This is a genomic window from Humibacillus sp. DSM 29435 (assembly GCF_001758225.1).
Taxonomy (GTDB): Bacteria; Actinomycetota; Actinomycetes; order Actinomycetales; family Dermatophilaceae; genus DSM-29435.
This window is the reverse complement of sequence record NZ_MAST01000012.1, coordinates 277,788-302,604: the sequence shown is the minus strand read 5'-3', so window position 1 is coordinate 302,604 and position 24,817 is coordinate 277,788. Positions and strand designations below refer to the sequence as shown.

Annotated in this window: 26 protein-coding genes; 15 read left to right on the top strand and 11 right to left on the bottom strand. The window is 69.8% G+C overall.

Translation table 11 applies throughout. The features are described from left to right. The first annotated feature begins 3 nt into the window (after nt 1–3). The 6 genes from rsmD to mutM all read left to right on the top strand — a co-directional run bounded on the left by rsmD (nt 4) and on the right by mutM (nt 3,616). Entirely contained in the window at nt 4–585 is a 582-nt protein-coding gene (gene rsmD / locus BA895_RS10570; protein WP_070191831.1) for a 16S rRNA (guanine(966)-N(2))-methyltransferase RsmD, read from the top strand. Nucleotides 586–600: 15 nt separating this feature from the next. After that, entirely contained in the window at nt 601–1,095 is a 495-nt protein-coding gene (gene coaD / locus BA895_RS10565; protein WP_070191830.1) for a pantetheine-phosphate adenylyltransferase, read from the top strand. An 88-nt stretch (nt 1,096–1,183) separates the two neighbouring features. Beyond that, on the top strand, nt 1,184–1,759 hold the full coding sequence (locus BA895_RS10560) for a DUF177 domain-containing protein (RefSeq protein WP_070191829.1): 576 nt from the start codon (nt 1,184–1,186) through the stop codon (nt 1,757–1,759). Nucleotide 1,760: 1 nt separating this feature from the next. Beyond that, nucleotides 1,761–1,955, top strand: coding sequence for a 50S ribosomal protein L32 (rpmF, locus tag BA895_RS10555; RefSeq protein ID WP_070191828.1), 195 nt, complete (start codon nt 1,761–1,763; stop codon nt 1,953–1,955). A gap of 8 nt (nt 1,956–1,963) precedes the next feature. Further along, nucleotides 1,964–2,746 carry a ribonuclease III gene (gene rnc / locus BA895_RS10550; protein ID WP_070191827.1) on the top strand — a complete coding sequence of 261 codons (783 nt, stop codon included), beginning with the start codon at nt 1,964–1,966 and terminating at the stop codon, nt 2,744–2,746. A gap of 9 nt (nt 2,747–2,755) precedes the next feature. After that, complete coding sequence (gene mutM / locus BA895_RS10545; protein WP_070191826.1) at nt 2,756–3,616, top strand: bifunctional DNA-formamidopyrimidine glycosylase/DNA-(apurinic or apyrimidinic site) lyase; 861 nt, start codon at nt 2,756–2,758, stop codon at nt 3,614–3,616. Between the two features lie 24 nt (nt 3,617–3,640). Here the strand turns inward: mutM and BA895_RS10540 are convergent, their stop codons facing one another. The 3 genes from BA895_RS10540 to BA895_RS10530 form a co-directional block, all read right to left on the bottom strand. Continuing rightward, nucleotides 3,641–3,973, bottom strand: coding sequence for a hypothetical protein (locus tag BA895_RS10540; protein WP_070191825.1), 333 nt, complete (start codon nt 3,971–3,973; stop codon nt 3,641–3,643). A 13-nt stretch (nt 3,974–3,986) separates the two neighbouring features. Beyond that, nucleotides 3,987–5,744: a sodium:solute symporter family protein gene (locus BA895_RS10535; RefSeq protein WP_070191824.1), complete on the bottom strand. Its 1,758-nt coding sequence runs from the start codon at nt 5,742–5,744 to the stop codon at nt 3,987–3,989. A gap of 97 nt (nt 5,745–5,841) precedes the next feature. After that, a complete protein-coding gene (locus BA895_RS10530) occupies nt 5,842–7,095 on the bottom strand; it encodes an NAD(P)/FAD-dependent oxidoreductase (RefSeq protein ID WP_070191823.1) in 1,254 nt (417 codons plus the stop codon). Between the two features lie 81 nt (nt 7,096–7,176). Between BA895_RS10530 and BA895_RS10525 the strand changes: the two genes are divergently transcribed. Further along, nucleotides 7,177–8,466 carry a hydroxyacid-oxoacid transhydrogenase gene (locus BA895_RS10525; protein ID WP_083283239.1) on the top strand — a complete coding sequence of 430 codons (1,290 nt, stop codon included), beginning with the start codon at nt 7,177–7,179 and terminating at the stop codon, nt 8,464–8,466. A 42-nt stretch (nt 8,467–8,508) separates the two neighbouring features. On the opposite strand, the gene BA895_RS10520 is transcribed toward BA895_RS10525, so the two are convergent. The 4 genes from BA895_RS10520 to BA895_RS10500 all read right to left on the bottom strand — a co-directional run bounded on the left by BA895_RS10520 (nt 8,509) and on the right by BA895_RS10500 (nt 11,947). Next, the gene (locus tag BA895_RS10520; RefSeq protein ID WP_070191821.1) at nt 8,509–8,775 is read right to left on the bottom strand and encodes a metal-sensitive transcriptional regulator; all 267 of its coding nucleotides are present in this window, start codon (nt 8,773–8,775) and stop codon (nt 8,509–8,511) included. 63 nt (nt 8,776–8,838) lie between these two features. Further along, nucleotides 8,839–9,240 carry a DUF302 domain-containing protein gene (locus BA895_RS10515; protein WP_070191820.1) on the bottom strand — a complete coding sequence of 134 codons (402 nt, stop codon included), beginning with the start codon at nt 9,238–9,240 and terminating at the stop codon, nt 8,839–8,841. A 915-nt stretch (nt 9,241–10,155) separates the two neighbouring features. Next, nucleotides 10,156–10,830, bottom strand: a complete 675-nt coding sequence (locus BA895_RS10505) for a PIG-L deacetylase family protein (RefSeq protein WP_254666413.1) — start codon at nt 10,828–10,830, stop codon at nt 10,156–10,158. Nucleotides 10,831–10,891: 61 nt separating this feature from the next. After that, nucleotides 10,892–11,947 (bottom strand): zinc-dependent alcohol dehydrogenase family protein, encoded by a 1,056-nt coding sequence (locus BA895_RS10500; RefSeq protein WP_070191818.1) that lies wholly within the window; start codon nt 11,945–11,947, stop codon nt 10,892–10,894. Between the two features lie 249 nt (nt 11,948–12,196). On the opposite strand from BA895_RS10500, the gene BA895_RS10495 reads away from it, so the two are divergent. The 4 genes from BA895_RS10495 (at nt 12,197) to BA895_RS10480 (ending at nt 16,724) form a co-directional block, all read left to right on the top strand. Continuing rightward, the gene (locus BA895_RS10495) at nt 12,197–12,700 is read left to right on the top strand and encodes a universal stress protein (RefSeq protein WP_083283201.1); all 504 of its coding nucleotides are present in this window, start codon (nt 12,197–12,199) and stop codon (nt 12,698–12,700) included. Next, nucleotides 12,697–14,067: an MBL fold metallo-hydrolase RNA specificity domain-containing protein gene (locus BA895_RS10490; protein WP_070191816.1), complete on the top strand. Its 1,371-nt coding sequence runs from the start codon at nt 12,697–12,699 to the stop codon at nt 14,065–14,067. The genes BA895_RS10495 and BA895_RS10490 overlap by 4 nt, the downstream gene beginning before the upstream one ends. A gap of 184 nt (nt 14,068–14,251) precedes the next feature. Further along, nucleotides 14,252–15,616: a rhodanese-like domain-containing protein gene (locus tag BA895_RS10485; protein WP_070191815.1), complete on the top strand. Its 1,365-nt coding sequence runs from the start codon at nt 14,252–14,254 to the stop codon at nt 15,614–15,616. Between the two features lie 277 nt (nt 15,617–15,893). After that, complete coding sequence (locus BA895_RS10480; protein ID WP_070191814.1) at nt 15,894–16,724, top strand: sulfite exporter TauE/SafE family protein; 831 nt, start codon at nt 15,894–15,896, stop codon at nt 16,722–16,724. A gap of 6 nt (nt 16,725–16,730) precedes the next feature. Here the strand turns inward: BA895_RS10480 and yidC are convergent, their stop codons facing one another. Next, nucleotides 16,731–17,549 carry a membrane protein insertase YidC gene (gene yidC, locus BA895_RS10475; RefSeq protein ID WP_070191813.1) on the bottom strand — a complete coding sequence of 273 codons (819 nt, stop codon included), beginning with the start codon at nt 17,547–17,549 and terminating at the stop codon, nt 16,731–16,733. 86 nt (nt 17,550–17,635) lie between these two features. Continuing rightward, a complete protein-coding gene (locus BA895_RS23920; protein ID WP_175442285.1) occupies nt 17,636–17,893 on the bottom strand; it encodes a hypothetical protein in 258 nt (85 codons plus the stop codon). 228 nt (nt 17,894–18,121) lie between these two features. Between BA895_RS23920 and BA895_RS10465 the strand changes: the two genes are divergently transcribed. Together BA895_RS10465 and BA895_RS10460 are read left to right on the top strand one after the other, a co-directional pair. Next, entirely contained in the window at nt 18,122–20,074 is a 1,953-nt protein-coding gene (locus tag BA895_RS10465; protein WP_254666412.1) for a M3 family metallopeptidase, read from the top strand. Nucleotides 20,075–20,079: 5 nt separating this feature from the next. Next, nucleotides 20,080–20,904, top strand: coding sequence for an MOSC domain-containing protein (locus tag BA895_RS10460; protein ID WP_070191811.1), 825 nt, complete (start codon nt 20,080–20,082; stop codon nt 20,902–20,904). Between the two features lie 3 nt (nt 20,905–20,907). On the opposite strand, the gene BA895_RS10455 is transcribed toward BA895_RS10460, so the two are convergent. Next, on the bottom strand, nt 20,908–21,801 hold the full coding sequence (locus tag BA895_RS10455; protein ID WP_217493873.1) for an NAD(P)-dependent oxidoreductase: 894 nt from the start codon (nt 21,799–21,801) through the stop codon (nt 20,908–20,910). Then, nucleotides 21,798–23,873, bottom strand: coding sequence for an acyltransferase family protein (locus BA895_RS10450; RefSeq protein WP_070192004.1), 2,076 nt, complete (start codon nt 23,871–23,873; stop codon nt 21,798–21,800). The genes BA895_RS10455 and BA895_RS10450 overlap by 4 nt, the downstream gene beginning before the upstream one ends. A gap of 161 nt (nt 23,874–24,034) precedes the next feature. Here BA895_RS10450 and BA895_RS10445 point away from each other — a divergent pair, with 161 nt between their 5' ends. Next, nucleotides 24,035–24,385 (top strand): acylphosphatase, encoded by a 351-nt coding sequence (locus BA895_RS10445; protein ID WP_083283198.1) that lies wholly within the window; start codon nt 24,035–24,037, stop codon nt 24,383–24,385. Nucleotides 24,386–24,403: 18 nt separating this feature from the next. Continuing rightward, nucleotides 24,404–24,730, top strand: coding sequence for a chorismate mutase (locus BA895_RS10440; protein ID WP_070191810.1), 327 nt, complete (start codon nt 24,404–24,406; stop codon nt 24,728–24,730). The last annotated feature ends 87 nt before the right edge of the window (nt 24,731–24,817 follow it).

The following is a 24,817-nucleotide window of genomic DNA, read 5'->3' as shown; positions in this document are numbered from 1 at the left end:
CCCGTGACCCGCATCATCAGCGGAGCGGCCGGGGGGCGCCGCCTGCGAACACCGCCCGGCAGCACGACCCGGCCGACCTCCGACCGGGTCCGAGAGGCGCTGTTCAGCCGGCTCGAGCACCGCGGTCTGCTCGATGGCACCCACGTGCTCGACCTCTACGCCGGGTCTGGCGCCCTCGGCCTCGAGGCGGCCAGCCGAGGGGCGTCGCTGGTCGTGCTCGTCGAGAGCCATCGCGCGGCCGCCGCGGTCATTCGCGAGAACATCGCCGCCCTGGGCATCGCCGGCCTGCGGGTGGTCACCGACACGGTGCTGCATGCTTTGACGCTGGGCCCGGTTGACGGCATCCGCATGGATCTCGTGCTGCTCGACCCGCCCTACGACGTGGGTGAGGCCGACCTGACGGCGGTGCTGACGGCCCTCGTCGACCGTGGCTGGCTCGCCCCCGACGCGTTCGTCGTGGTCGAGCGGGGTGCCCGCACGCCTCAGCCGTCGTGGCCGGCCGGTCTCGAGCTGTCGGGGGAGAAGCGCTATGGCGACACGACGGTCTGGTTCGCCGAACCGCCCCCGCCCGAGGTCGTCGCCTGACGCTAGGTTGGGCGCGTGACGACTGCAGCGGGGCCCCGACGGTGCGTGTGCCCGGGGTCCTACGACCCGGTGACGAACGGGCACCTCGACCTGGTCGAGCGGGCCAGTGGTCTGTTCGACGAGGTCGTGGTGGCGATCCTGCACAATCCTGCGAAGCACGGCGCCTTCACGATCGACGAGCGCATCGAGCTCATCGAGGCCGCCGTCGCGCACCTGCCCAACGTGCGGGTGGCGGCCTGGGCCGACACGCTCGTCGTCGACGTGTGCACGGAGGTCGAGGCCGCTGCCCTGGTCAAGGGTCTGCGCGGGGGCACCGACTTCGCCTACGAGCTGCCCATGGCGCACATGAACCACCACCTGAGCGGCATCGAGACGCTGTTCCTGGCGGCCGACCCCGCCCTGACCCACGTCTCGAGCTCGCTCATCAAGGAGGTCGTGCGCTATGGAGGCGACGTCACCGGTCTCGTGCCGGTTGCCGTCGGGCGGGCGCTGCACGACAGGCTCGGCTGATTTGGGCGCGCGCCCACGCTCCGGTAGCGTGTGACGTCGGTTCACGTCCGTCTGACGGGGGCCGAACCATCAACTGTGCGCAGGAGCCATGAACCGTCCCGATCTCCGCTCTCCCTGGGTGTTCGACACCAGGGAGCTGGTGCGGCGACCCGGCATGATGCATGAGCTCTCGCGCACGTTCGCTCTTCCCGAAGACGTCGGCACTGTGGTCATCTCGATGAAGGCCGGCTCGCCGGTCGACCTCGAGGCACGGCTGGAGTCGGTCGTCGAGGGGGTGCTGGTGACAGGTTCGGTCAGCGGCAGGGCGACCGGCGCTTGCGTGCGGTGCCTGGACCCCGTCGACCGCGCGGTCGGCGGCCGGTTCCAGGAGCTGTTCGCGTACGCCGATCGGATGGCCCACCGCCATGAGGTGGGCGATGATGACGAGGACGACGACGAGCACGAGATCGTGGCCGACCTGATCGACCTCGAGAACGTGGCTCGTGACGCAGTCGTCCCGAGCTTGCCGTTCAAACCGGTGTGCCGTAAGGACTGCCCGGGGTTGTGTTCCGAATGCGGAATCCACCTCGCGGAAGACCCCGGTCACCAGCACGACTCACCAGACCCACGATGGTCGGCCCTCAGCAAGCTGCTGGAAGCCGACCCGCAAGAGAAGAGGAACTGACGTGGCTGTCCCGAAGCGGAAGACGTCTCGCTCCAACACCCGTTCGCGACGGGCCAACTGGAAGGCGACGCCGACCACCCTCACCACCTGCCCGTCGTGCGGTGCTGCGGCTCAGCCGCACATCGCCTGCCCGTCGTGCGGCACCTACAAGGGTCGGCACTACGCGGTGGCCGAGCGCACCGAACACCAGGCCTGATCAGCGTCGTGAGCACCCCTTCCCAGCAGGGTGTTCCCGGGGTCCTGAGCGCGCCGCAGCGGCCCGTCGACGCTCTGGTCGACCACCTCGACAAGGTGGTCGGACAGAGCGTCGACGAGCCGCTGCTGCTGCGTGCCCTGACCCACCGGTCGTTCGCGTATGAGCACGGTGGGTTGCCGAACAACGAGCGGCTCGAATTTCTCGGCGACTCGGTGCTCGGGCTCGTCGTGACCGAGACGCTCTACCGGGTGCACCCCGACCTCGCCGAGGGCCACCTCGCCAAACTGCGGGCGGCCGTGGTCAACATGCGGGCGCTCGCCGACGTGGCGCGCAGCTTCTCGCTCGGCGAGTACGTCATGCTCGGCAAGGGCGAAGAGGCGACGGGTGGTCGCGACAAGGCCTCGATCCTCGCCGACACGATGGAGGCGCTGATCGGCACCGTGTTCATCTCCTGCGGCATCGAGCCAGCCGGACGGCTCGTGCACCACCACTTCGACCCCCTCATCGAGGCGGCCTCAGGCCTGGGCGCCGGCCTCGACTGGAAGACCAGCCTGCAGGAGATGGCGGCTCTCTCGTCGCTCGGCTCGCCCGACTACCGGGTGGCAGAACAAGGACCCGACCACGAGAAGGAGTTCCACGCCAGGGTCGTCTTTGGCGACGAGGTCCTCGGCGAGGGGCACGGCCGCAGCAAGAAGCAGGCGGAGCAGCAGGCCGCCCAGCAGGCCTGGGCCAGCCTCAGCGAGCGCCGGTCGGCGGCGGCCGTCGACCCTGCCCCGCCGAGCCTTCCCTGAGGCGTTGGGGTGCCCGAGCTTCCTGAGGTGGAGGTCGTGCGCCGCGGCCTGGCCGAGCATGTCGTGGGCCGGCACGTCGAACGCACGCGGATCAGCGGCATCCGGGTGGCGCGTCGGCACGTGGCCGGCGCGGCTGACCTCGCCGACCGCCTGCACGACGTCACCGTGACCGCGGCCGCACGCCGGGGCAAGTACCTGTGGCTGGCTCTCGATGGTGACGACGCCCTCATCGTGCACCTCGGTATGAGCGGCCAGTTGCTCGTCGAACCCGCCGAGGCGCCGCTCGAGAAGCACTGTCATGCCCGCTTCGACTTCACCGACGGAGGGCCGCAGCTGCGGTTCGTCGACCAGCGCACGTTCGGGGGCCTGGCGCTCTCGCCGCTGGGCGACGACGGCATCCCCGAGAGCGTGGCTCACATCGCGCTCGACCCGTTCGACCCCGAGTTCGACCAGGCCGCCGTGGTGCGTCTCATGAAGCGGCGTGAGAGTGCCGTCAAGCGGGCGTTGCTCGACCAGACCCTCGTGTCGGGTATCGGCAACATCTACGCCGACGAGGCCCTCTGGCGCGCCGGCGTGCACGGTGAACGCCGCTGCTCAGCGCTGACCAAGCCCACGCTCTCGCGGCTGCTCGACCACGCTGGCGAGGTGATGGAGCAGGCGCTCGGGCAGGGCGGCACCAGCTTTGACGCGCTCTACGTGAACGTCAACGGCGCGAGCGGCTACTTCGACCGCTCACTGCATGCGTACGGTCGCCAGGGGGCGCCCTGCGACCGGTGTGGTGCACCCATCCGGCGCGAGCACTTCATGAACCGCTCGTCGTTCTCGTGCCCGGTCTGCCAGCCGCGCCCGCGAGGGCCACGCCTGGCTTGACGTTCACGTCGTGACCCGGTGCCCTCAGCGGCCCGGGGGGTGCACAGTTGGGCCGGGTCGGGTCTCGTCCTCGACCGGTGGCTCGACGTGCGCCGGAACGACCGTCGGCTTGACGCGGGCCCAGGTGACGAAGAACGCGCTGACGACCAGGAGCGCGAGGCCGGTGTACAGGTTCGCGTTCCAGCCGCCGGTCTTGTTCAGCTCTTGGTCGCCGAAGAGGCCCATCAGGGTGAGGATGACGCCGTAGATGCCGAGTAGGCCCCCGATGAAGTTGCGGATGTCGAAGGCGCCCGCTGTGTGACGGCCATCGCTGGGTGCGTCTTCGGTGTCGTCTGCGGAGTGCTGGTTGTCGGTCATGTCCGGCTCCCTGTCAGAACGCGAAGTTGAGGGCGATGACGAGCACCAGGGCGATGCTCGCGAGCGGGATCGTGCGCCGGAACCACGGCAGCTTCACCTCTTCGGGGTCGATGAGGTCCTCCTTCGGTGTCTCCGAGTACACCAGCCCCCGAAGCTCGGCCACGGGTTTCGGTTCGGTCTTGAGCGAGATGAGCACGCTGAGCACAATGTCGACGACGAACGCGGTGGAGGCAGCGAGGAACGCCGCGCCCTGCCCGCCGATCGGGATCACTCCGAGGCTGGCCGAGCCGAACGAGTCCTTGCTGAGGAAGGCGAAGATCACGGCCGAGATCGTGCCTGCCGACAGACCGACCCAGCCCGCCGTCGGTGTCATCTTCTTCCAGAACATACCGAGGATGAACGTGGCGAACAGTGGGGCGTTGAAGAACCCGAACAGGGTCTGGAGGTAGTTCATGATGTTCGAGAACGAGCTGGCGATGATCGCGGTGAAGATCGCGACGAACGTCGCCCCCACCGTCGCGAGCCGCCCGATGCGCAGGTAGTAGTCGTCGCTGTGGTCCTTGCGGATGTAGCGCTGCCAGAGGTCGTAGCTGAACACGGTGTTGAAGGCCGAGATGTTGGCCGCCATGCCGGCCATGAAGGCCGCCAGCAGGCCGGCGATGGCCAGCCCGAGCAGGCCGTTCGGCAGCACGTCGCGCATGAGCAGGATCAGGGAGTCGTTGTACTGCACGGTTCCCGAGGCACCTCCGGCCGGTGCGGCGCCACTCTTGAGCTCACGGATCTCGTTGACGAGCACTGCGGCGATCATGCCGGGGATGATGACGATGAAGGGGACGAACATCTTCGGGAAGGCGCCGATGATGGGGGTCTTGCGCGCTGCGGAGATCGAGTTGCTGGCCATGGCGCGCTGAACCTCGACGAAGTTCGTCGTCCAGTAGCCGAACGACAGCACGAACCCCAGGCCGAAGACGATCCCGATGACCGAGAGGGTGCCGGAGCCGAACCCGGTGAGCGCCTGCCCGGGCCACGACTGGAGCTGCTGGTCGGCAGACGGCACGTTCGCTGCGACGGCCGCCGGGGTCGAGGCGAACTCGGTGATCTTGTCTTTCAGCCCCTGGTAGCCACCCACCCGGTTGAGGCCGATGAGCGTCAGCGGCAGCAGGGCTGCGACGATGACGAAGAACTGGAGCACCTCGTTGTAGATCGCCGCCGACAGGCCACCCAGGGTGATGTACGAGAGCACGATGACGGCGGCCACGATGAGGGCCACCCAGAGCGGCCAGCCGAGCAGGGCCTGCACGATCGAGCCGAGCAGGTAGAGGTTCACCCCGGCGATGAGCAGCTGCGCGACGGCGAAGCTGATGGCGTTGACCAGGTGGGCCCCGGTGCCGAAGCGTCGGAACATGAACTCAGGCACCGAGCGAACCTTGGAGCCGTAGTAGAACGGCATCATCACGACACCGAGGAAGAGCATCGCCGGAATGGCGCCGACCCAGAAGTAGTGCACGGCCGAGATGCCGAACTGGGCGCCGTTGGCCGACATGCCCATGATCTCGACGGCACCGAGGTTGGCCGAGATGAAGGCGAGCCCGGTCACCCACGCGGGGAGAGAGCGCCCGGAGAGGAAGAAGTCGAGCGAGTCGGAGACGGCGCGACGGGCCATGAGGCCGATACCCATCACGAACACGAAGTAGAGCGCGATGATCGTGTAGTCGACCAGGTTGGCGTCGATCAGGGTGTCTGCCGTGCGCAGACCCGCCAGTACAGACATTGGGGCCGTCCCTTCGTTGGGCGAAACTTCACGCTAGCGCAGCAGCAGCCTTGTCAGACAGGAGGAGACGGGGTGTTTTGCCCGGTATCAAGGTTGCTCAGAGCGGCGTGAGCAGGCGCTTCAGCGGCACGCTCGGGTCGGCAGCGGCATCCGGGTCGACCGTCATGCCCTTCTCGAGCCCGCGCTTGACCGCCACGTAGTCGGGGGAGGCCCCGACGCACTCGGCGGCGATGAGCAGTCCGTCGCGAAAGCTGAGTACCGAGAACTTCTCGGATGCCGGGTCGCCGCGCAGCACGCTGAGGTCGGCGCCCATCGGCAGACCGGCGATCTGCAACCGCAGCTCGCCCTGGTCTGACCAGAACCACGGCACCGTGTCGTAGGCCGCCAGGTGCCCGAGGAGGGTGGCAGCGGCCGTGCGGGACTGGTCGTCGGCGTGGGCCACACTCTCGAGGCGGGTCAGGCCGACCAGGCCGCGCGAGAAGGGGTTCGGTGACACGGTGCAGTCGCCTGCTGCGACCGTCGCCCGGTCAGAGGTGAGCGCGTGGCGGTCGACCACGATGCCTCGGGGCTCGACGTCGAGCCCGAGCCCGCCGGCCAGGACGGTGCGCGGGGTCGCTCCGATACCGACGACGACGACGTCAGCGGGCAGGCGGGTGCCGTTGGTCAGCACGGCTGCGGTGACGGTGCCGTCGTGGCCGGTGAGCCGCGAGACGCCCGTTCCGAGAACCACGGTGGTGCCACGGCGCTCGTGCGCCTGCCGAAAGAAGTGCGAGAGCTCGGGTGTGACCGCCCGGCCCAGAAGGTGCCCGGTGAGCTCGACCACGGTGACGCGGCAGCCGAGGGCGCGGGCGCTGGCGGCGACCTCGAGCCCGATGAAACCGCCACCGACCACGACGACGTCACCGGCCTGTCGGAGCCGTCGGGCGAGGTCGTCGGACTCGGTCAGCGTTCGCAGCAGCACGACCCCGTCGAGGTCGGCGCCCTCGACCATCAACCGGCGCGGCGCTGCCCCCGTCGCCAGGGCGAGACGCGCGAACGGGATCGAACGACCGGATGCCGTCAGCGCGGTGCCGCCCGAGGCCTCCCTGGCGATCTCGACGACCCCGTCACCCGTGACGAGATCGATCTGCTGCTGCTGGAACCACCCGGCCTCACGCAGGAAGATGGAGGACCGGTCGTGTTCGCCGCGAAGGTAGGTCTTCGACAGGAGCGGCCGCTCGTAGGGCGGCTCGGGTTCGTCGCCGACGATGGTGATGGCCTGGTCGTCGCCCAGCTCACGCAACCTCGTCGCGAGGCAGAGCCCGGCGGCTCCCGCGCCGACCACGAGCGTGCCGGCTGCTGCACTGGCCATGGCCTGACTCTATGCCGAGGCACCCGACGCCCGGAGTGGCAGGCTAGGTTCGCAGCAGAGCCCCGCCGACCTGGAGGAATGATGACCTACCTGCCCGAGCATGCCGAGACCGTCTTCACCTACGGCTCGCCACAGCTGAAGTTCGGCCCGGGCGCCTCGGCCGAGATCGGCCACGACCTAAGACAGCTGGGGGCCCGCCGGGTGCTCGTGGTCACCGACCCCGGGGTGGCGGCCACGGGTTCTCCCGGGCGGGTGGCCGAGCAGCTGGCCACCTTCGGGATCGTCGCCGTGGTGCACGACTCCGCTCGGGTCGAGCCCACCGACGCCAGCCTGCTCGTGGCGATCGACCGGGCCCGGGCCGACGGGCCCTTCGATGCCTTCGTTGCCGTGGGAGGAGGGTCGTCGATCGACACGGCGAAGGCCGTCAACCTCATGCTCACCAACCCCGGCGAGCTGCTCGACTACGTCAACGCACCCGTCGGCGGCGGGCTGGCCCCACCGAACGCCCTGGCGCCGCTCGTGGCCGTGCCGACCACGACGGGTACCGGTGCCGAGAGCACCACGATCTGTGTGCTCGACGTGCTCGACCAGCACGTCAAGACCGGCATCAGCCACCCTCGGCTGCGGCCCGTGCTGGCCGTGGTCGACCCGCTCCTGACCCTGACCCAGCCCGCCGGGGTCACCGCCAGCGCCGGGATGGACATCCTCTGTCACGCCCTCGAGAGCTGGACCGCCCGCCCGTACACCTCCTACGAGCAGAAGACGGCCGACCAGCGGGTGCCGTACTGCGGCGCCAACCCGATCTCTGACCTCTGGTCCGAGAAGGCGATGCGGCTGTTGTCGACGGCGTTCCGCCCCGCCGTGCTCGAGGGCGACCCCGCCTCTCGCAGCGACATGTCCATGGCGGCCACCTTTGCCGGGCTCGGGTTCGGCAACGCCGGCGTGCACGTGCCGCACGCCAACGCGTACCCGATCGCCGGCAGAGTCACCGACTTCCACCCGGTCGACTACCCCGCGGGTGAGTCGATGGTGCCCCACGGCATGGCCGTGTCGCTGACGGCACCCGAGGCCTTCCGCTGGACGTTCGAGAGCAACCCCGAGCGACACCTGTCGGCCGCCGGCTTTCTCGACCCGCGAGCCGAGGCCGGTGACGACCCCGCCGGCTTGCTCCCGCGGGTGCTCTGCGACCTGATGCGCGACATCGGGCTGCCCAACGGCACGGATGCCGTCGGCTTCGGCAGCGGTGACACCGATGCCCTCGTGGAGGGCGCTCTCAAACAGCAGCGACTGCTCGCCACGAGCCCGCGGCCGGTCGAGGCCGACGACCTGGCCGGCATCTTCGAGCGCTCACTGCGGCTGTGGGAACGCTGACCGCCGTGGGCACGGCCGTCGTTGTCGTGGCTGCGCGGTCGACTAGGCGAGGGTGAGAAACAGCTTCTCCATGGTCGCCTGGTCTTCGTCACTGATGCCGTCGGGGTTGCTGAGGCACTGTCGCAGACCGGTTGACACGATGGCGAACCCGGCCCGGTCGAGCGCGCGGCTGACCGCAGCCAGCTGGGTGACGACGTCCTTGCAGTCGCGTCCTTCCTCGATCAGCCGGATGACTCCGCCGATCTGGCCCTGAGCGCGCTTGAGCCGGTTGACGACAGGAGTCATGTCATCGGGGTTGAGGGTGACCATGGCGATGTCCTTCGGTGGGCCGGGCTGGGGTGGGGTTGGAGGCGGTGCTGAACCGAGTCTGCCTCACGCGGCAGGCTGGTTGAGGTCGTGCAGGGCTTGGGCCAACCTGGTGCGGGCATCGGCGGCGACGTCGGCCAGCGCCGGGTTCTCGGTCAGGGTGACCATGATGTCGGGGTCCATGGCCTCCACGCGGGTGCGGCCGGCATCGATGGCCCGGACCACCACGTTGCAGGGCAGCAGCAGCCCGATCGAGGGGTCGACCTGCAGGGCCTGGTGGGCCAACGGTGGGCGACAGGCGCCGAGGATGACCTGGCGCTCGATGTCGACGTCGAGCTTGGCCTTGAGGGTCGCGGCCATGTCGATCTCGGTGAGGATCCCGAAGCCGTGCCCGGCGAGGGCGGCCCGGGTCTGCTCGAGAACCTCCTCGAACGGCCGGTCAACCTCCGTGGTCAGTGCGTATCCCATGATGACTCCTTCGTGGTGATCGTGCTGGAGGGGTGAGTCGTTGCCGGTGACGGTCTGCTCGAAGCTCGCCGTCGTCAGCTCGCGGCTGGCTATGGTTTCCTCCTGTGGGACAACTATACCCTCTAGGGTATAAAAGAAGGTTCGACAGGAGCCGCCCCCACCCTGATGTCATACCCCGGAGGGTAGGCCTCAGCAGGGCGATCTCGAGTGGTCGAATTTGCGAGTTCGCCTGTTATCTCGTCATCGACACCGGCACGTCGCCGCGGCCTGATCAGACGCCGGGCATGCTGAGTGTGCTGTGGCATCGCAGCTTCGGCGAGTTCTACACCTACGAAGGCGCGCGCGCTTCACGAGCAGCTCACCGGTTCACCGGAGGTCTCGTTCTTCCCCGGCAAGCCCGCCAAGCAACAGCCCGGTCGGACGGCGCACCGGCGCCGATCGTGCCATCGTTCGACAGCCCCGCCTAGCAGGGGCTCAAGCTCGCGATCATCTGCAGCAGGGGCAGCCTCGACATGGCCTACCCCGGTCTGATCCTGGCCAACGCCGCCCTCGGGGAAGGGTGGAGACCCGTCTGTTCTCACCTTCCGGGGCTTCGACATGATCAACAAGAGCACGATGGGCACTCTGAAGTTCACCCCGCGGGGCAACCCCGCGACCCACCTGCCCATGGGGCTGGGCGGCATCCCGGGTATGACGCACCTCGCGACGTCGAAGATGAAGAAGTCCATCGCTGAGCTCGACGTGCCCGAGGTTCCGGACTTCCTCGACCAGATCGTGGGCTCGGGGGTCATCTGTGGGCCTGTCGGATGTCGGCCGACATGCAGCACCTGCAGGAGGACGACCTGCGTGACGAGGTCGAGGGAATCATCTCTGCCTCCGACTTCATCGAGCTGACCGACGGCGCTCAGCTGCTCTTCATCTGAGCCGGCGCAGGTGCTCGCGGTCGCCGAGGAGCTCGAGGCGGCGCCACAGCACGCTGTTCGGGATCGCCTGGCTGGCGTGCGCCAGGCTCGCGACCCGCTGGCGGTCTCGTGTTACGGGAAGCACGAGGTCGATCTCGGCGTCGCCGTGACCGTCGAAGGGAACGTCGAACTCCTGCCTCAGCCGGTCGGCGACCGCCCTCGGAAGGGTCCAGGCCAGCACCGGGAGCCCATCGTTATCGGCGGCGGCCAAAGCGGCCGCGGTGGCCGCGACATGGTCGGGGTGACCCGAGATGCCCGACGGGTCGAAGACGAGCAGTCCCTCGGCGTCATGACGGGTGGCGGCGGCGGAGACCTCGGCGGCCAGCACGTCCGGGTCGATGCTGGCCAGGGCGCCGTCGGGGTGGTCGGCGAGCTCGGTCGCCGACACCCCCAGGGCCCGGGCCGCCTTCTCGAGCTCGCCGGCCCGCACTGCGGTCAGGTCACCCGACACTCCATGGAGGGTCGAGGCCTCACCGCGGGTCAGGCACAGCACTGTGGTGCGCGTGCCCGACCTCGCGAAGGCATCGAGAATGGCGCCCAGCCCGAACGACTCGTCATCGGGATGGGCGACGACGGCCAGCACGGCGTGCCATTGAGGGAGCCCCGTTCGGGGCTCGGTGGCAGACACCAGGGTCATCCCTTCGCTTGGCGGTCATCGGGCTGACACCCGGCATCCGCGTGATGGCGACCTACCGTTTGATGGCGATCTTGAGGGCGTTGGTCTCCGCCGCACGCTCGAAGGCGTCGTAGGCCTCCAGCATCTGGTCGAGACGGAAGTGGTGCGTGACGAAGCGCTCTGCGGCGAGCTTGCGTTGGGCCACCAGCTTGAGCAGCATCGGTGTGGTCGAGGTGCTGACCAGGCCCGTGGTGATCGACAGGTCCATGATCCACAAGTCCTGCAGAGGCAGCTCCACCGGGGCGCCGTGCACCCCGACGTTGGCCACCGACCCGCCCGGGCGCACGATCTCGAGGCAGGCCGCGAAGGTGGCAGGGACGCCCACGGCCTCGATCGCCACGTCGACCCCGAGGCCGTCGGTCATTGCCTTGACCTGCTGGGCCCAGTCGTCGGCGCCGTTGTTGACACCGTCGGTCGCCCCGAACTGCGAAGCCTGTTCGATGCGGTGGGCGTCGAGGTCGACCGCGATGACGCGCGCCGCGCCGTGGAGACTTGCGGTCATCATCGCCGCCAAACCCACCGGGCCCGCTTCGATCACCGCGACGACGTCGCCGGGCTTCACCCGGCCGTAACGCACGCCGATCTCGAACCAGGTCGGCAGGATGTCGGAGAGCACCACGGCGGCCTCGTCGCTGACCGAGTCATCGAGCTTGTACACCGAGTTGTCGGCGAAGGGAACACGCACGAACTCGGCCTGCGTGCCGTCGATGAGGTGGCCGAAGACCCATCCGATGCCGCTGGCACCCTCGTCGGCGAGGCAGTGCGCGTAGAGCCCCTGGTGACAGTACGAGCAGGCGCCGCAGGCGCTGATGCAGGAGATGAGCACCCGGTCGCCGACGGCCACCGTGGTGACGGCGCCGCCGACCTCGGTCACGGTCCCGACGCCCTCATGGCCCAGGATCCGCCCGTCGGTGACAGCGGGAACGTCACCCTTGAGGATGTGCAGGTCTGTTCCGCAGATCGTCGTGGTGTCGACCCGCACGATGACGTCGGTCGGGTTGATGATTCTCGGCTCCGGCACGTCCTCCCAAGCCTTCTGGCCCGGACCGTGGTAGACGAGCGCCTTCACGACTGCCTCCGTCTGTCGTGGTCGCCTGTCTCGTGAATCAGGCGTTGTCGAACTGATGACACCCAGCCTCCGGGCCGGGTGGTCGCAGGGCTAGGGCCGAAGGTCCGTATCTCCAGGGCCGGTAGACCGGCTCGCGGTCCGGCAGCGGTGGGCCACCCGACCCAGGGTCTTTGGTCCCGGGTCGAGGGGGCCGAAGGCTTCTGTCCCACGGCATGGGCGGCGGGAAGAATGCAGACGTAGGAGTCGCGGATGTCCCACCCGCCCTGTGGCAGGCGCAGCCAGCCCCAGAGCCACCTGTCAGAACCCAAGGAGTTCGAGATGGCCGGTCCGAGAACGATCGTCGTCGGTGTCGACGGCTCGAAGGAGAGCCGCAGGGCCGTGAGGTGGGCCTGCGAGGAGGCTCGTCTGCGCGGTCTCGACGTGCTCGCGGTCGCGGTCTGGAACGTCTTCCCGATCACCCTGGAGCCGTTGGTCGGCACCACGCCCTGGGAGCGCATCGGCGATTCCGAGAAGGTGACCCAGGAGACGTTGCAGGATATCGCCAGCGAGGTGGCCGTCGACTTCCCCGAGGTCAGGATCGACCAGCTCGTGCTGGCCGGGCACCCGGCCGAAGAGCTGGTCACGCTCTCGGCCGACGCCCTCATGCTGGTCGTCGGCGCGCGGGGGCACGGTGGTGTCCTCGAGCTGCTGGTGGGCTCGACGAGCAAGCACGTGCTCTCCCACAGCGCCTGCACCGTGGTGGTCGTGCGATGACCGCGCTGACGTTCCTGGGGGCCACCGGAACCGTCACCGGGAGCAAGTTCCTCATCGACCACGATGACGCGCGCACGATGGTCGACTGCGGCCTGTACCAGGGCGAGCGCAAATGGCGGCGACTCAACTGGGCCCCGCCCCCCGTGCGCGCCTCCTCGGTCCAGAACGTCGTGCTCACCCACGCCCACCTCGACCACTGCGGTTACCTCCCGGCCTTGGTGCGGGAAGGTTTCACCGGCCCGGTCTGGTGCACCGAAGGGACGGCCGCCCTCGCCGCCATCGTTCTGCGAGACAGCGCCCGTCTGCTCGAGCGGGATGCCGATGACGCCCGACAGGGCGGCTGGTCCAAACACGACCCGCCGTTGCCGCTCTACACCTCAGCCGACGCCGAACGCGCCATCTCCCTGCTGCGGCCCATCACCTACGACACGCCCGTCATGCTCGCCCCCGACCTCGAGGTCCTCCTGACCCGCGCGGGGCACATCCTCGGCTCGGCCAGCGCACTGCTGCGGGCCGGTGAAGCCCGGGTCCTGTTCTCCGGCGACCTCGGGCGGCCGCAGCACGAGCTGCTGCTACCGCGCGCCGACCCGCCGGCATCCGATGTGGTCGTGGTGGAGTCGACCTACGGCGACCGCGCCCACCCACCCACCGACCCCGCCCACCCGGTTCTCGCCCAGGCCATCCGCGAGACCATCGGTCGGGGTGGGTCGGTGCTCATCCCCGCTTTCGCCATTGACCGCACCGAGCTGGTCATCCATGCGCTCCGTCAGCTGATGGAGCGCGGTGACATCCCGTCGGTACCGGTCTACCTCGACAGCCCGATGGCGCTCGCGGCGCTGGAGGTCTACCGCAACCCGGGCCTGGCCGGCGAGCTTCGACCGGACACGCCACAGCCGCCCCTCGACTGGTCGGGTCTGCGGCTGGCCCGAAGCGCGGAGGAGTCCAAGGCCCTGAACAACCCCGGTCGGCCCTGCATCATCGTGTCGGCGTCGGGCATGGCCTCGGGCGGACGCGTGATCCATCACCTGCGCTGGATGCTGCCCCATCGACGGAACACCATCGTGCTCACCGGGTACCAAGCCGTCGGCACCCGTGGCCGTGACCTGCACGATGGTGCCCGTGCGCTGAAGATGATGGGGGGCTACGTGCCGGTGCGGGCCCAGGTCGTGACCGACGACGGGTTCTCGGTGCACTCCGATGCCGGCGAGGTCATCGACTGGCTGCGGAGGCTCCCGACCCCTCCGGTGACCGTGTACGTGGTGCACGGCGAGCCCCCGTCGGCGCGGGCCCTGGCCGAGCTCATCACCGACGAGCTGGGTTGGTGTGCGGTCGTGCCGCGCCTCGGGGAACGGGTTCGCCTCTCCTGACCCCGGCGGCGATCCGAGGGGTCGCGTGCGCCCCGGCGGGGGCGGCCGACCGGCCTCATCACGCACCCGTGTCGACCCCCGAGAGGCGGGCTCGGACCCGCTCTGTTTTGATATCGTCTCGATACCCCCTAGGGTAATTGAGAGGGCCGGAGAACCCGGTCGTCGACCACCGGAAGGGAACGCGATGCCGACCATTCTCACGATCGAGACGCCCACGCTGGGTGATCGCAGCTACCTGGCTCACGACGGTCAGGTCGCTCTCGTGATCGACCCGCAACGAGACATCGACCGCGTTCTCGAGCTGGCGGCATCCGAGCAGGTACGCATCACGCACGTCTTCGAGACCCACCTGCACAACGACTACCTCACCGGTGGCCTCGCGCTGGCGAAGGCCACGGGAGCGGCCTACTACGTCAACGCCGATGACGAGGTGCGCTTCGAGCGCACTCCCATTCGCGACGACGACGTCGTCGAGGTCTCACCCAGCCTGCGGGTGCGGGCCATCGCCACACCCGGGCACACCTACACGCACCTGTCGTACGCCCTGGAGACAGACGGTGCGGCTGCCGGCGTCTTCACCGGTGGGTCGTTGCTCTTCGGTGCCACCGGCCGGCCCGACCTGCTCGGAGAGGACCACACGCACGACCTCGTGCGTCATCAGTACGCGTCGGCCCGGCGTCTGGCCCGTGAGCTGCCTGACGACGCCCAGGTGCTGCCCACGCATGGCTTCGGAAGCTTCTGCTCGGCCGGTTCGAGCGGCGGGAGCGACGCCTCCACGATGGGCGACGAGAAGCGCGACAACCCGGCGCTGACCCAGAGCGAGCAGCAGTGGGTGGCCGAGGTGCTGGCCGGTCTCGACGCCTACCCCGCCTACTACACCCACATGGGGCCGGGCAACGCAGCCGGCCCGACCGCGCCCGACCTCACACCTCCGTCGATGGCCGACCGGGAGGTCATCCGCAGCCGGCTCGCGGCGGGGGAGTGGCTGGTCGACCTGCGCAACCGCACCGCCTACGCCGCCGGTCACGTCGTCGGCAGCCTCAACTTCGGCCTGGACGGCCAGTTCGCGACCTACCTGGGCTGGCTCATTCCCTGGGGCACGCCGATCACGCTGCTCGGCGAGAGCCCCGCGCAGATCGCCGAGGCGCAACGCGAGCTGGTGCGCATCGGCATCGACCAGCTGCAGGGGGCGGCGCATGGCGAGCCCCACCAGTGGACCGACGAGCCGTTGGGCACCTTCCCCCGGGCCGCCTTCGCCGACCTCGCCCAGGTGCGACACCACCGCCCGGTGACCGTCGTCGACGTCCGTCGAGCGAGTGAGTTCGCCGAGAACCACATCGAGGGCGCCGTCAACATCCCGATCCACCAGGTGCTCGGCCGGCTCGACGAGGTTCCACCGGGCGAGCTGTGGGTGCACTGCGCGGGCGGCTACCGCGCCTCGATCGCCGCCTCCGTACTCGCGGCCCACGGCCACCAGGTCGTCGCCGTCGACGACGACTTCGAGCAGAGCGCAGCCGCCAGCGGTCTCCCTCTGGTCACGGCTGCCTGACCCCGCACCCACCCCGCACCACCAGTCGAACCCACCCCGCGCCGATCACCTCGGCGTGTTCACCAAACCCAGCACCATCGACCCGAAGGAGTACCCCGCCATGTGCCGTGCAGTGAGCTGCAAAACCTGTGGCAAGACCACGTGGGCCGGCTGCGGCCAACACGTCGACCAGGTGTTGCGGGGGGTTCCGTCGAGCCAGCGGTGCCCCGGACACGAGGCCGACCCGGCGACATCCGGCGGATCACTGCTGAGCCGCCTCTTCCGCCAACGCTGACCGGTGTTGCTGCTGGCGCTGCCGCTCGGCGTCGTCATCGGGCTCAGCCTGGGGGCTCTCGGTGGGGGCGGGTCGGTGCTGACCGTTCCGGCCCTGGTCTACCTGCTGGGCCAGGAGCCGCGGGTGGCGATCACGAGCTCGCTGCTCATCGTGGGCGTCACCGCACTGATGGGTCTGGTGCCGCACGCCCGCGCCGGTCGGGTCAGGTTCGGCCACGGTCTCACCTTCGGGCTGCTCGGCACGGTCGGGTCGCTCGCCGGCAGCCGGTTGTCGGTCAAGGTCTCGCCTGCGGTTCTGCTGGCCATTTTCGCGACGCTCATTCTCGTCGTCGCGGTGCTCATGCTTCGCCCAACCCCTCGTGCCGCCGACGGGACGACCGACGCCGACATCGATATCGACGCGACCATGGAGGCGGGGCGCGTCGGGGACGCGCGAACGCCGACCCGCTCGTACGACGCTCGTCGTGTGGCCCTGCTCGTGGGTACGGCGACCGCCGTAGGGTTGCTCACCGGGTTCTTCGGTGTCGGAGGAGGATTCGCAATCGTTCCCGCCCTGGTGCTGGTGCTCGACGTCCCGATGGCCGTCGCCGTCGGCACGTCGTTGCTCGTGATCGCGGTCAACAGCGCCACCGCGCTGGCGGCCAGGGCGCAGCTGGCCACCGAGCTCGACTGGGCCCTGATCGCCACCTTCACCGGCGCGGCCGTGGTCGGCAGCCTGCTCGGCAGTCGCGTCGTTGCCCGGGTGCCGTCGGCGCGGCTCAAGCAGACGTTCGCGGTGCTGCTCGTGGTGGTCGCTCTCTACACCGGCGTCCAGAGCCTCACGGCCCTGATCTGACCACAGTCAGCTGAGGCCCCGCTCGTGACGGCGGCGCTCGGCGGGGGAGCCCGGTGTGGGGGCGAAACGCCAGATCAGGGCCTGCTGCCCGAAGGTCCAGGCGTTGTTGAACACCCAGTAGACGAGCAGCCCGACCGGCACGTAGGCAGCCGCGACGAGCACGCCACCGGCAGCGAGCCAGGGCATCAGATGCTGCACGGCCCCCAGGCTTGCGGGCTGCGTGGACAGGTCCATCAGCGGCAGGGTGAACCAGTGCTGGGTCGCGAACGACAGCGCAGCCGCGAGCACCGCCAACCCGACGAGCAGCACGACAGCAGAGGGGCCCTGCTGCAGTGTCGCGCCGAGGCGGCGCGTCAGGTGCAGCCCCGCCACCGAGGCCGCCGACGCCGAGGCGACGAGAGCCGCGTCGAGCGCCCCGACGGCATGGCCCGCCGTCAGGTCGGACACGACCCGGTAGAGCGCGTAGACGAGAGGCAGCTGGAGCAGGGCCGGTGCCAGGCTCCATCTCGAGACACCGTGCTCGAGGTGGATGCGCCGTTGCTCCTCGCGCATCCGCCGGAGGGCGTCGAGGTCGCGCGTTCCCTCGTACCTGCGCCGGAGGGCACTCACGTGCGGCAGAGCGCGGGCCCGCGCGTGGGCGCCTCGCACGGAGTGGACGACCAACGGCACCATGGCCGTTCGCACCGCCACGACCAACAGGAAGACTCCGAGCAGCCAGGCCCCGGCCGAACCAGGGGACAGGCCGAGCGTGCCGGCCAGAGAATGGTTGGCTGCGAGCACAGCAGCCACGACAGAGATGACAGGGGACAGCAACAGATCGAACATCACAGGGCTCCAAGACTCGGCCCGACCGGGCCGGTAGGTGAGGGGGGCTGACGTGCTCCATGCGTCGCCGGCGGCGACGCACAGGATCAGCCCTGTTCCGGAGCCCTGGGACGCTGAGGTCGGCGATGTGCGGCCACGGCACACCAGTAGGCGGTCGAGGCCTCGATGTGCCCACTCGCCCCCGTGGTGGCGGTTCGCACGGGCACCGCCGGAGACGCGGTGCGCCCGCTCGCGAGCAGCAAGGTGGTCAACGCGGTCGCCACGGCCACGGCCAGCACGAGATGCTGACCACCACCGGGAGTGCCCCCTGCTGCACCCAGGACCACGGTGACGATGAGGGTCACGGCGACAGGGCAGGCCCAGACGAGAGCACGGCCTGGCGCGGCCCGTCGGTGCCAGTCGGCCACCCTCATCGCTACCTCCCGCCTCACCCGCTGTGTTCGCTCAAGGGTAGCCCGCCGGAGGCGAACCGGGCCCGGTGGCGCGAGGGAGGTCGCGTCGGGCAGCCCGCTCGGCCGAGCCGCTGTGGGGGAGCGACTGCGGGGAGGCCGACGGCGACATACAGTGCGGCTGTGACCTCGGATGCCCCCCTCGACCCGATCGCGGCCCTGCCGCTCGTCCACCCCCTCGACCTGCCTGTCGACACCCCCTGGCTCGACTGGGTGGCAGCACGTGGCGACCAGCAGCTGACCGCCACCCGAGCGCTCGTGGACCAGCTGAAGGCCGAGGCCCCCCGTGACGCCCTCACCGTGCTGCATCGGTGGAACGAGGCCCAGACGGCGCTGTCGAACGCGGGCTCCGTCGGGGCGCTCTTCTCCGAGGTGCACCCCGACCAGGCCGTGCGTGAACGCGCCGAGGCTCTCGTGCAGGACGTGCAGAAGCTCGACACCGACCTCGGTCTCGACCCCGACCTCTACGCCGTGTTCGAAAGGCTCTCAGGGGATGGCCTCGACCTCGACGCGCAGCGGGTGCTCGAGCGCACCCTGCGCGACTTCCGGCGGTCTGGCGTCGACCGCGACGAGGCCACGCGCAACCGGCTCCGTGAGCTCAACGAGCGCGCGGTCCAGCTCAGCCAGGAGTTCAGCAAGAACGTGCGCCAGGACGTCCGCAGCATCCGCGTCCGTCCCGAGCAGCTGGCCGGGCTGCCCCGTGACTGGGTGCAGGCCCACCCGGTGGAGCCGGACGGGCTCGTCACCGTGACGACCGACTACCCCGACGTCGTCCCGTTCCGCACCTTCGCGCATGACGCGCAGGCTCGTCGCGACCTCGTGACGCAGGCGCAGACCGTCGCCTGGCCGGCCAACGACGCCGTGCTGCAGGGCCTCTTCGCCGTGCGCCGCGAGATCGCCGGCCTGCTCGGGTTCGACACGTGGGCCGACTACGACGCCGAGGTCAAGATGATCGGCACCGGTGCGGCCATCGGCGACTTCGTCGAACGCATCGCCGAGCTCTCCGCCACCAGTGCCGAGCGAGACAAGCAGCTGCTCGTCGAGCGTCTGCGCCGAGACCGCCCTGACGCGACCGACATCGACTCTCCTGACGTGACCTACTACGCCGAGCTGGTCCGCAAGGAGGACCTCGCCGTCGATGCCCAGCTGGTGCGCACCTTCTTTCCTTTCGAGCAGGTTCGTCAGGGCCTGCTCGACGTGACCGGTGCACTCTTCGGGCTCGACTGGCAACGAGTCGACGACGCCGCCACCTGGCACGACGACGTCGCCACCTACGACGTCGCCTTCGGCGGCGAGTGCATCGGCCGCATCCACCTCGACCTGCATCCGCGTGACGGCAAGTTCAAACACGCGGCGCAGTTCGACCTCGTGCGGGGAGTGGCGGGCAGCCAGCTCGCCGAGGGCGTGCTCGTCTGCAACCTCAGCCGGGGCCTGCTGGAACACGACGAGGTCGTGACCCTCTTTCACGAGTTCGGGCATCTGGTGCACCACGTGCTCGCCGGTCGTGGCGACTGGGTGCGGTTCTCCGGCGTGGCGACCGAGTGGGACTTCGTCGAGGCGCCCAGCCAGATGCTCGAGGAGTGGGCCTGGGACCCCGACGTGCTCGCGACCTTCGCCCGCAACGCGGAGGGTGAGACCATTCCGGCCGACCTCGTGCAGGCCATGCGTCGGGCCAACGACTTCGGCAAGGGCTACGACGCCCGCACCCAGATGTTCTACGCGGCCCTCTCCTACGACTTCCACGTTCACCAGACCGATGACCTCACGGTTCGGCTGCGTGAGCTGATGGGTCGGTACTCCGCCTTCCCCTACGTGGCCGGCACCCATATGCACTGCAGCTTCGGGCACCTCGACGGCTACAGCTCGGGCTACTACACGTACATGTGGAGCCTCGTCATCGCCAAGGACATGTTCTCGGCCTTCGACCCCGCGAACCTGCTCGACCTCGAGGTGGCCGGGGCCTACCGTGACAAGGTGCTCGTTCCCGGCGGCAGGCAGGATGCGGCCGACCTCGTCGAGGACTTCCTCGGCCGCGAGTACACCTTCGACGCGTACGCCGCCTGGCTCGCGCAGTGAGGCCGATGAGCGTCATCGCGCTCCACCTCTACCCGGTCAAGTCGTTGGGTGGGGTGTCGGTCGGGCATTCGGCGGTCGACCCCTGTGGGCTGACCGGCGATCGCCGCTGGGCCGTGGTCGACGAAAATGGTGCAAAGGTGACCGCCCGCGAGGTGCACCTCATGCTCGGCCTGCGCGCCGAACCGGCCGAGCACGGCGGCATCCGTCTCGTCGGTCGTGACGGCGGCGTGGCGACGGTCGACCCACCGCGTGACGCGCCCCCGGTCACCGTCTCCTTCTCGGGGCAGGATGCCGCACGGCCGGCCGGCCGCGAGGCCGACGACTGGCTCAGCGCCCGGATGGGTCGGCCGGTTCGGCTCGTGTGGCAGGACGACGAGGCTCACCGCCCGATCCGGCCGGAGATGGGCGGCCTGGTCGGAGACACCAGCTCGTTGGCCGACGCGGCGCCCCTGCACGTCACCACCCAGGCGTCGCTCGGTCGCCTCAACGAGTGGCTGGCGGAGTCCGACGTCGAGCCGCTCGGTCATGACCGGTTCCGGCCGAACGTCGTGCTCGACGGTCACGAGCCCTTTGCCGAGGACGACTGGCGCGAGGTGCGGATCGGGGCGGTCGCCTTTCGCTACACCATGACCTGTGACCGCTGCGTCATGACCACCATCGACCGACAGACGCTGGCCACGGCCAAGGAGCCGATCGCCACGTTGGCCCGGCACCGCCGGTGGGAGGGGGCCACCTGGTTCGGCATCCGCCTCACGCCGATGCTGCCGTTGGCCCCCGGCGCCGCCTTGTCGGTCGGTGACGAGGTCGTGGCCGACGAAGCATCGAGCTGAGCGTCACGCGCGCAGTCGCTCCAGCACGTCGCGCAGGTCGCTCAGCCCGGCGGCCTCCTCAGGGGTGAGGGCGGACAACGACGTGCCTGACAGTCGACGGTAGACGGCGGCCATCCCCTCGAAGAGCTCTGGCGACGCGCCGACAGAGCCCTGGGTGGCGGCGATGGACTCCATCTCGTCGACGAACCGTCGGCTCTTGCTCGCGGCCACCGCGATGCGGCGCCCGACGGTGGCGACCTGGTCGCCGAACTCCTGGCCGAGGTCGTCGAGCACCGGTTCGAGCACCCCGAGCCGGTCGGCGGTCTCGATGGCTTGGGCCCAGATGGCCGTGCCGCCCTTGTAGACCGACGCCGTGCACATCTTGACGGCTGACGCCTGGCCGGGCCGCTCCCCGACGATGCGACGGCCGAGCCCGACGGCGGGAAGGTCGGCGACCTCGGCGGCTCGTTCACCGGAGAGGTAGAGCAGGGTGCTGCCGTGGGGTGCGGGTGGCCCACCGCTGATGGCGCCGTCGACGAAGCCGAGGCCTGCTGCGGCCGCCAGCCGGGCGAGGTGTTCGACGTGCGCGGGGGAGACGGCGTTCGCGTCCACGAGCAGTGGCCGGGCGCCGAGGCCCTCGGCGGTAGCGATCACCGCGGTCAGCACGGTTTCGGCGGCGGCGGGAGGGCACACGCTCACCACGACGTCACTCGCGCGAACCACCGCCTCGAGGTCGGCGACCAGCTCGAGACCGGTGGTTTGCTCTGTGGCTAGCTCGGTGGCTAGCTCGGTGGTGCGCCGGCTGCGACCGGTCAGGGTGGCTACCACCCGAGAGCCGCCGGAGGCCCAGGCCCGACCGAGGGCAGAGCCCATCGCGCCCGGGGAGACGACACCCACCACCACGGGCCGCGCCGTCACGGGATGGGCAGGTTCTTCAATGTCACCTTCTGGCCCGTGTGCTGCTCGGAGAGGTCGGCAAAGGCCTGGCGCACCGTCTTGGCGAACAGGTGCGCGCCGGTGAGCGACGGGTGGATGCGGTCACTCTGCAGCTGGTCGGGGTGGGCCCTGACCGCGGCAGCCCAGTCGGCGACCTCGACGTTCGGGCGCTCGGCGGCAATGGCGGCCAACGTGTCGTTGTCCTTGTCGACACGGGCCATCGGTCCCATGATGTTGACGAGCACGACCATGCGGTCGGGTCCGAGGGCATCGAGCGTGGCGCGCGTCTGGTCGGCGTCGACGCCCCAGTTGGTGCCGAAGGCGAGCACCACGGCACGTCGGTTGCCATCGGCTCGCGCCTTCACCTGGGCCAGGCCGTCAGACCAGCGCCGGTTGGACTTCGCGTCGATACGGATGCCGTCGAAGTAGTAGCGAAGCGCGCCCAGGCTGCCCACCATGATCGAGTCGCCGTAGGCGTCGATGTCGGTGCCGGCCGGCATCGTGAAGCTCGCCTTGGCGTCGGCGGCGTCGACGTTCTTGCCGGGTGCCGGTGCGGTCGGCGCGGAGGGAGCGGCGCTCGCGCCGGAAGCAGGCGACGAGGAGGAGCCCGAACGCAGCGCCCACGGCGACGCCGGCGAGACGGCGGGCAGCAGGGGTGAGACGGTGCCGAGCGCCGTGCCCGACCCAGGGGCCGGTGACCCGAGCGAGCCTGCTGCGGCCCCGGCCTCGTTCTGCTCGAGCAGCAGCGCGGTCTGCGACTGGTCGGGAGCCGTGACGAGCACGACGATTGTGAGCATCGCCGTGACGGCCACGGTGGCCGCCACCACCTGACGGACGCGACGGCTGCAGCGTCCGACGGTGACGAGCACCCGAGAGCCGACCGCCGTGAACCCGTCACGGCGGAACGGGGTCTCGACGAACCGGTAGGTGAGATCGGCCAGAGCCAGGGTGACCACGACGCACCACAGTCGCGTCAGCAGGTGGTCGATGGTTCCCGGAGCAGCCGGATGGTCGATGGCGATGATGAGGATCACCGGCCAGTGCCACAGGTAGAGCGAGTACGAACGCTGCCCGATCCACACAGCGACCGGGCTCGAGGCGAACGACCGCCAGGCCGTGGGCCTGCCCGGCGGCCGGTCGAGCAGCCCGAGCACCAGCACCCCGGTGGCCAGACAGGCCAGCAGGATGCCGCCGCGGAAGGTGAACGGGTTGCTCTCGTCGAGGCGGAACATCAGCGCCAGCAGGACGACAGCCGCCAGGGGCACGGCCGCCCGCCCCGCCAGGCCCCACTGCGAGGGCGCGATGCGCAGCGACATTGTCGGGCTGGCCCAGGCGAACGCGATCGCGGCGCCGATCATCAGACCCATCAGGTGGGTGTCGGTGCCGTAGTACACGCGGGTCGAGTCGCCGGCCGGGTCGAACAGCAGGGCCATCAGCACCGATGAGCCCGCCCCGATCGCCAGCGCAGAGGCGACGCGTAGGCGGCTCGATGCGACGGCCAGCAGACCGAGGGTGACGAACGGCCAGACGAGGTAGAACTGCTCCTCGACCGCGAGCGACCAGAAGTTCATGAACAGCTGCGGGGCCGTCTGGTCGAAGTAGCTCGAGCCGGCGGTGATCTCGACCCAGTTCGTGGAGAAGGTGAGGGCGCCGAGGATCTGGCGGCCGATGCTGACGAGCAGGTCACCGCTGACGAGCCGGGCGATGAGCACGCTCGTGACCACGCAGAGCACCAGGGCCGGCACCAGCCGCCGAGCGCGTCGCAGCCAGAACTGCGAGAAGGCGATGCGCCCGGTGCGACGCTTCTCGTGCACGAGCAGCGAGGTGATGAGAAAGCCGGAGACGACGAAGAAGACATCGACCCCGAGGAAGCCACCGGGCAGCCACGACGCGTTCAGGTGGAACACCAGAACGGCGACGATCGCCAGTGCTCGCAGCCCGTCGAGGCCGGCGATGTGCGCCATCCCGCGCGAGATGCGCCTTGAGGAGCCTTCGCCGAGGGGCGCACCGGGCTGTCGAGTGTCGTTGATCCGAGATGTGGCGGACGTCGTCACGTCGCCTCCTCCTTCGCCGGCGCCGGCTGCGGCGACCGTGTGGACCACTACCGCAGACAGCCTGTGTCGAAAGCGAGCATAGGGACGGCCGGCGACAACGCCCGGGAGGCTCGCGGCATACCGTGGGAGTGTGACGAACTCCGACACTCCGGGCGGGCCCGATGCCTGCTGAGACCACTGAGACCACTGGGACCACTGAGACCACTGGGACCGACCGAACGGTAGGCGAGCCGGCCCGGGTCACAGCGTTCGTGCACGGCCGCGTGCAGGGGGTCGGCTTCCGCTGGTGGGCCAGGTCTCGGGCGCTTGAGCTCGGGCTCGTCGGGCATGCGCGCAACATGGGCGACGGCAGGGTGGAGGTGGTGGCCCAGGGCCGGCCCGACGCGCTGGAGCGGCTGCTCGACCTGCTGGGGGAGACGCCTACGACCACCGGTAGGCCCGGCCTGGTGGAGTCGGTGGTGGTGCACCGCGCCGGTCCGAAAGACGGGATCATCGGATTCGCCCCGCGCTGAGCGACCTACGCTGGGCCGATGAGCCATCCGGTGAGCCATCAGGTGAGCGACGACACGACCGTTCCGGCCGAGCTGCTGCGCCTGCGCAGCAGCATCGACAACATCGACGCTGCGCTCGTACACCTGCTGGCAGAACGCTTCAAAGCCACCCAGCAGGTCGGGGTGCTCAAGGCGGAGAAGAGCCTGCCCCCCGCCGACCCCGAGCGTGAGGAGCGCCAGATCATGCGGCTGAGGCTCCTGGCCGACGAGGCCGGGCTCGACCCGGTCTTCGCCGAGAAGTTCCTGAACTTCGTCATCGCGGAGGTCATCCACCACCACGAGCGCATCGCCTCGGGCGAGGAGTAGGCCCGGTCGCCGGGGTCAGCACGGGGCCTCGCCGTCCCACGGGGACCTGACCTCCGCGGGTGCGGGCGCTTCGGCGAGTACCCTGAC

What these genes read in the sequence shown, in the direction of transcription:
- BA895_RS10560 (WP_070191829.1), top strand. Translation starts at nt 1,184, where the DNA reads ATGAACCGTCCCGATCTCCGCTCTCCCTGGGTGTTCGACACCAGGGAG.
- BA895_RS10540 (WP_070191825.1), bottom strand. Translation starts at nt 3,973, where the DNA reads ATGACCGACAACCAGCACTCCGCAGACGACACCGAAGACGCACCCAGC.
- BA895_RS10535 (WP_070191824.1), bottom strand. Translation starts at nt 5,744, where the DNA reads ATGTCTGTACTGGCGGGTCTGCGCACGGCAGACACCCTGATCGACGCC.
- BA895_RS10530 (WP_070191823.1), bottom strand. Translation starts at nt 7,095, where the DNA reads ATGGCCAGTGCAGCAGCCGGCACGCTCGTGGTCGGCGCGGGAGCCGCC.
- BA895_RS10525 (WP_083283239.1), top strand. Translation starts at nt 7,177, where the DNA reads ATGACCTACCTGCCCGAGCATGCCGAGACCGTCTTCACCTACGGCTCG.
- BA895_RS10520 (WP_070191821.1), bottom strand. Translation starts at nt 8,775, where the DNA reads ATGGTCACCCTCAACCCCGATGACATGACTCCTGTCGTCAACCGGCTC.
- BA895_RS10515 (WP_070191820.1), bottom strand. Translation starts at nt 9,240, where the DNA reads ATGGGATACGCACTGACCACGGAGGTTGACCGGCCGTTCGAGGAGGTT.
- BA895_RS10495 (WP_083283201.1), top strand. Translation starts at nt 12,197, where the DNA reads ATGTCCCACCCGCCCTGTGGCAGGCGCAGCCAGCCCCAGAGCCACCTG.
- BA895_RS10490 (WP_070191816.1), top strand. Translation starts at nt 12,697, where the DNA reads ATGACCGCGCTGACGTTCCTGGGGGCCACCGGAACCGTCACCGGGAGC.
- BA895_RS10485 (WP_070191815.1), top strand. Translation starts at nt 14,252, where the DNA reads ATGCCGACCATTCTCACGATCGAGACGCCCACGCTGGGTGATCGCAGC.
- yidC (WP_070191813.1), bottom strand. Translation starts at nt 17,549, where the DNA reads ATGTTCGATCTGTTGCTGTCCCCTGTCATCTCTGTCGTGGCTGCTGTG.
- BA895_RS10460 (WP_070191811.1), top strand. Translation starts at nt 20,080, where the DNA reads ATGAGCGTCATCGCGCTCCACCTCTACCCGGTCAAGTCGTTGGGTGGG.
- BA895_RS10445 (WP_083283198.1), top strand. Translation starts at nt 24,035, where the DNA reads ATGCCTGCTGAGACCACTGAGACCACTGGGACCACTGAGACCACTGGG.
- BA895_RS10440 (WP_070191810.1), top strand. Translation starts at nt 24,404, where the DNA reads ATGAGCCATCCGGTGAGCCATCAGGTGAGCGACGACACGACCGTTCCG.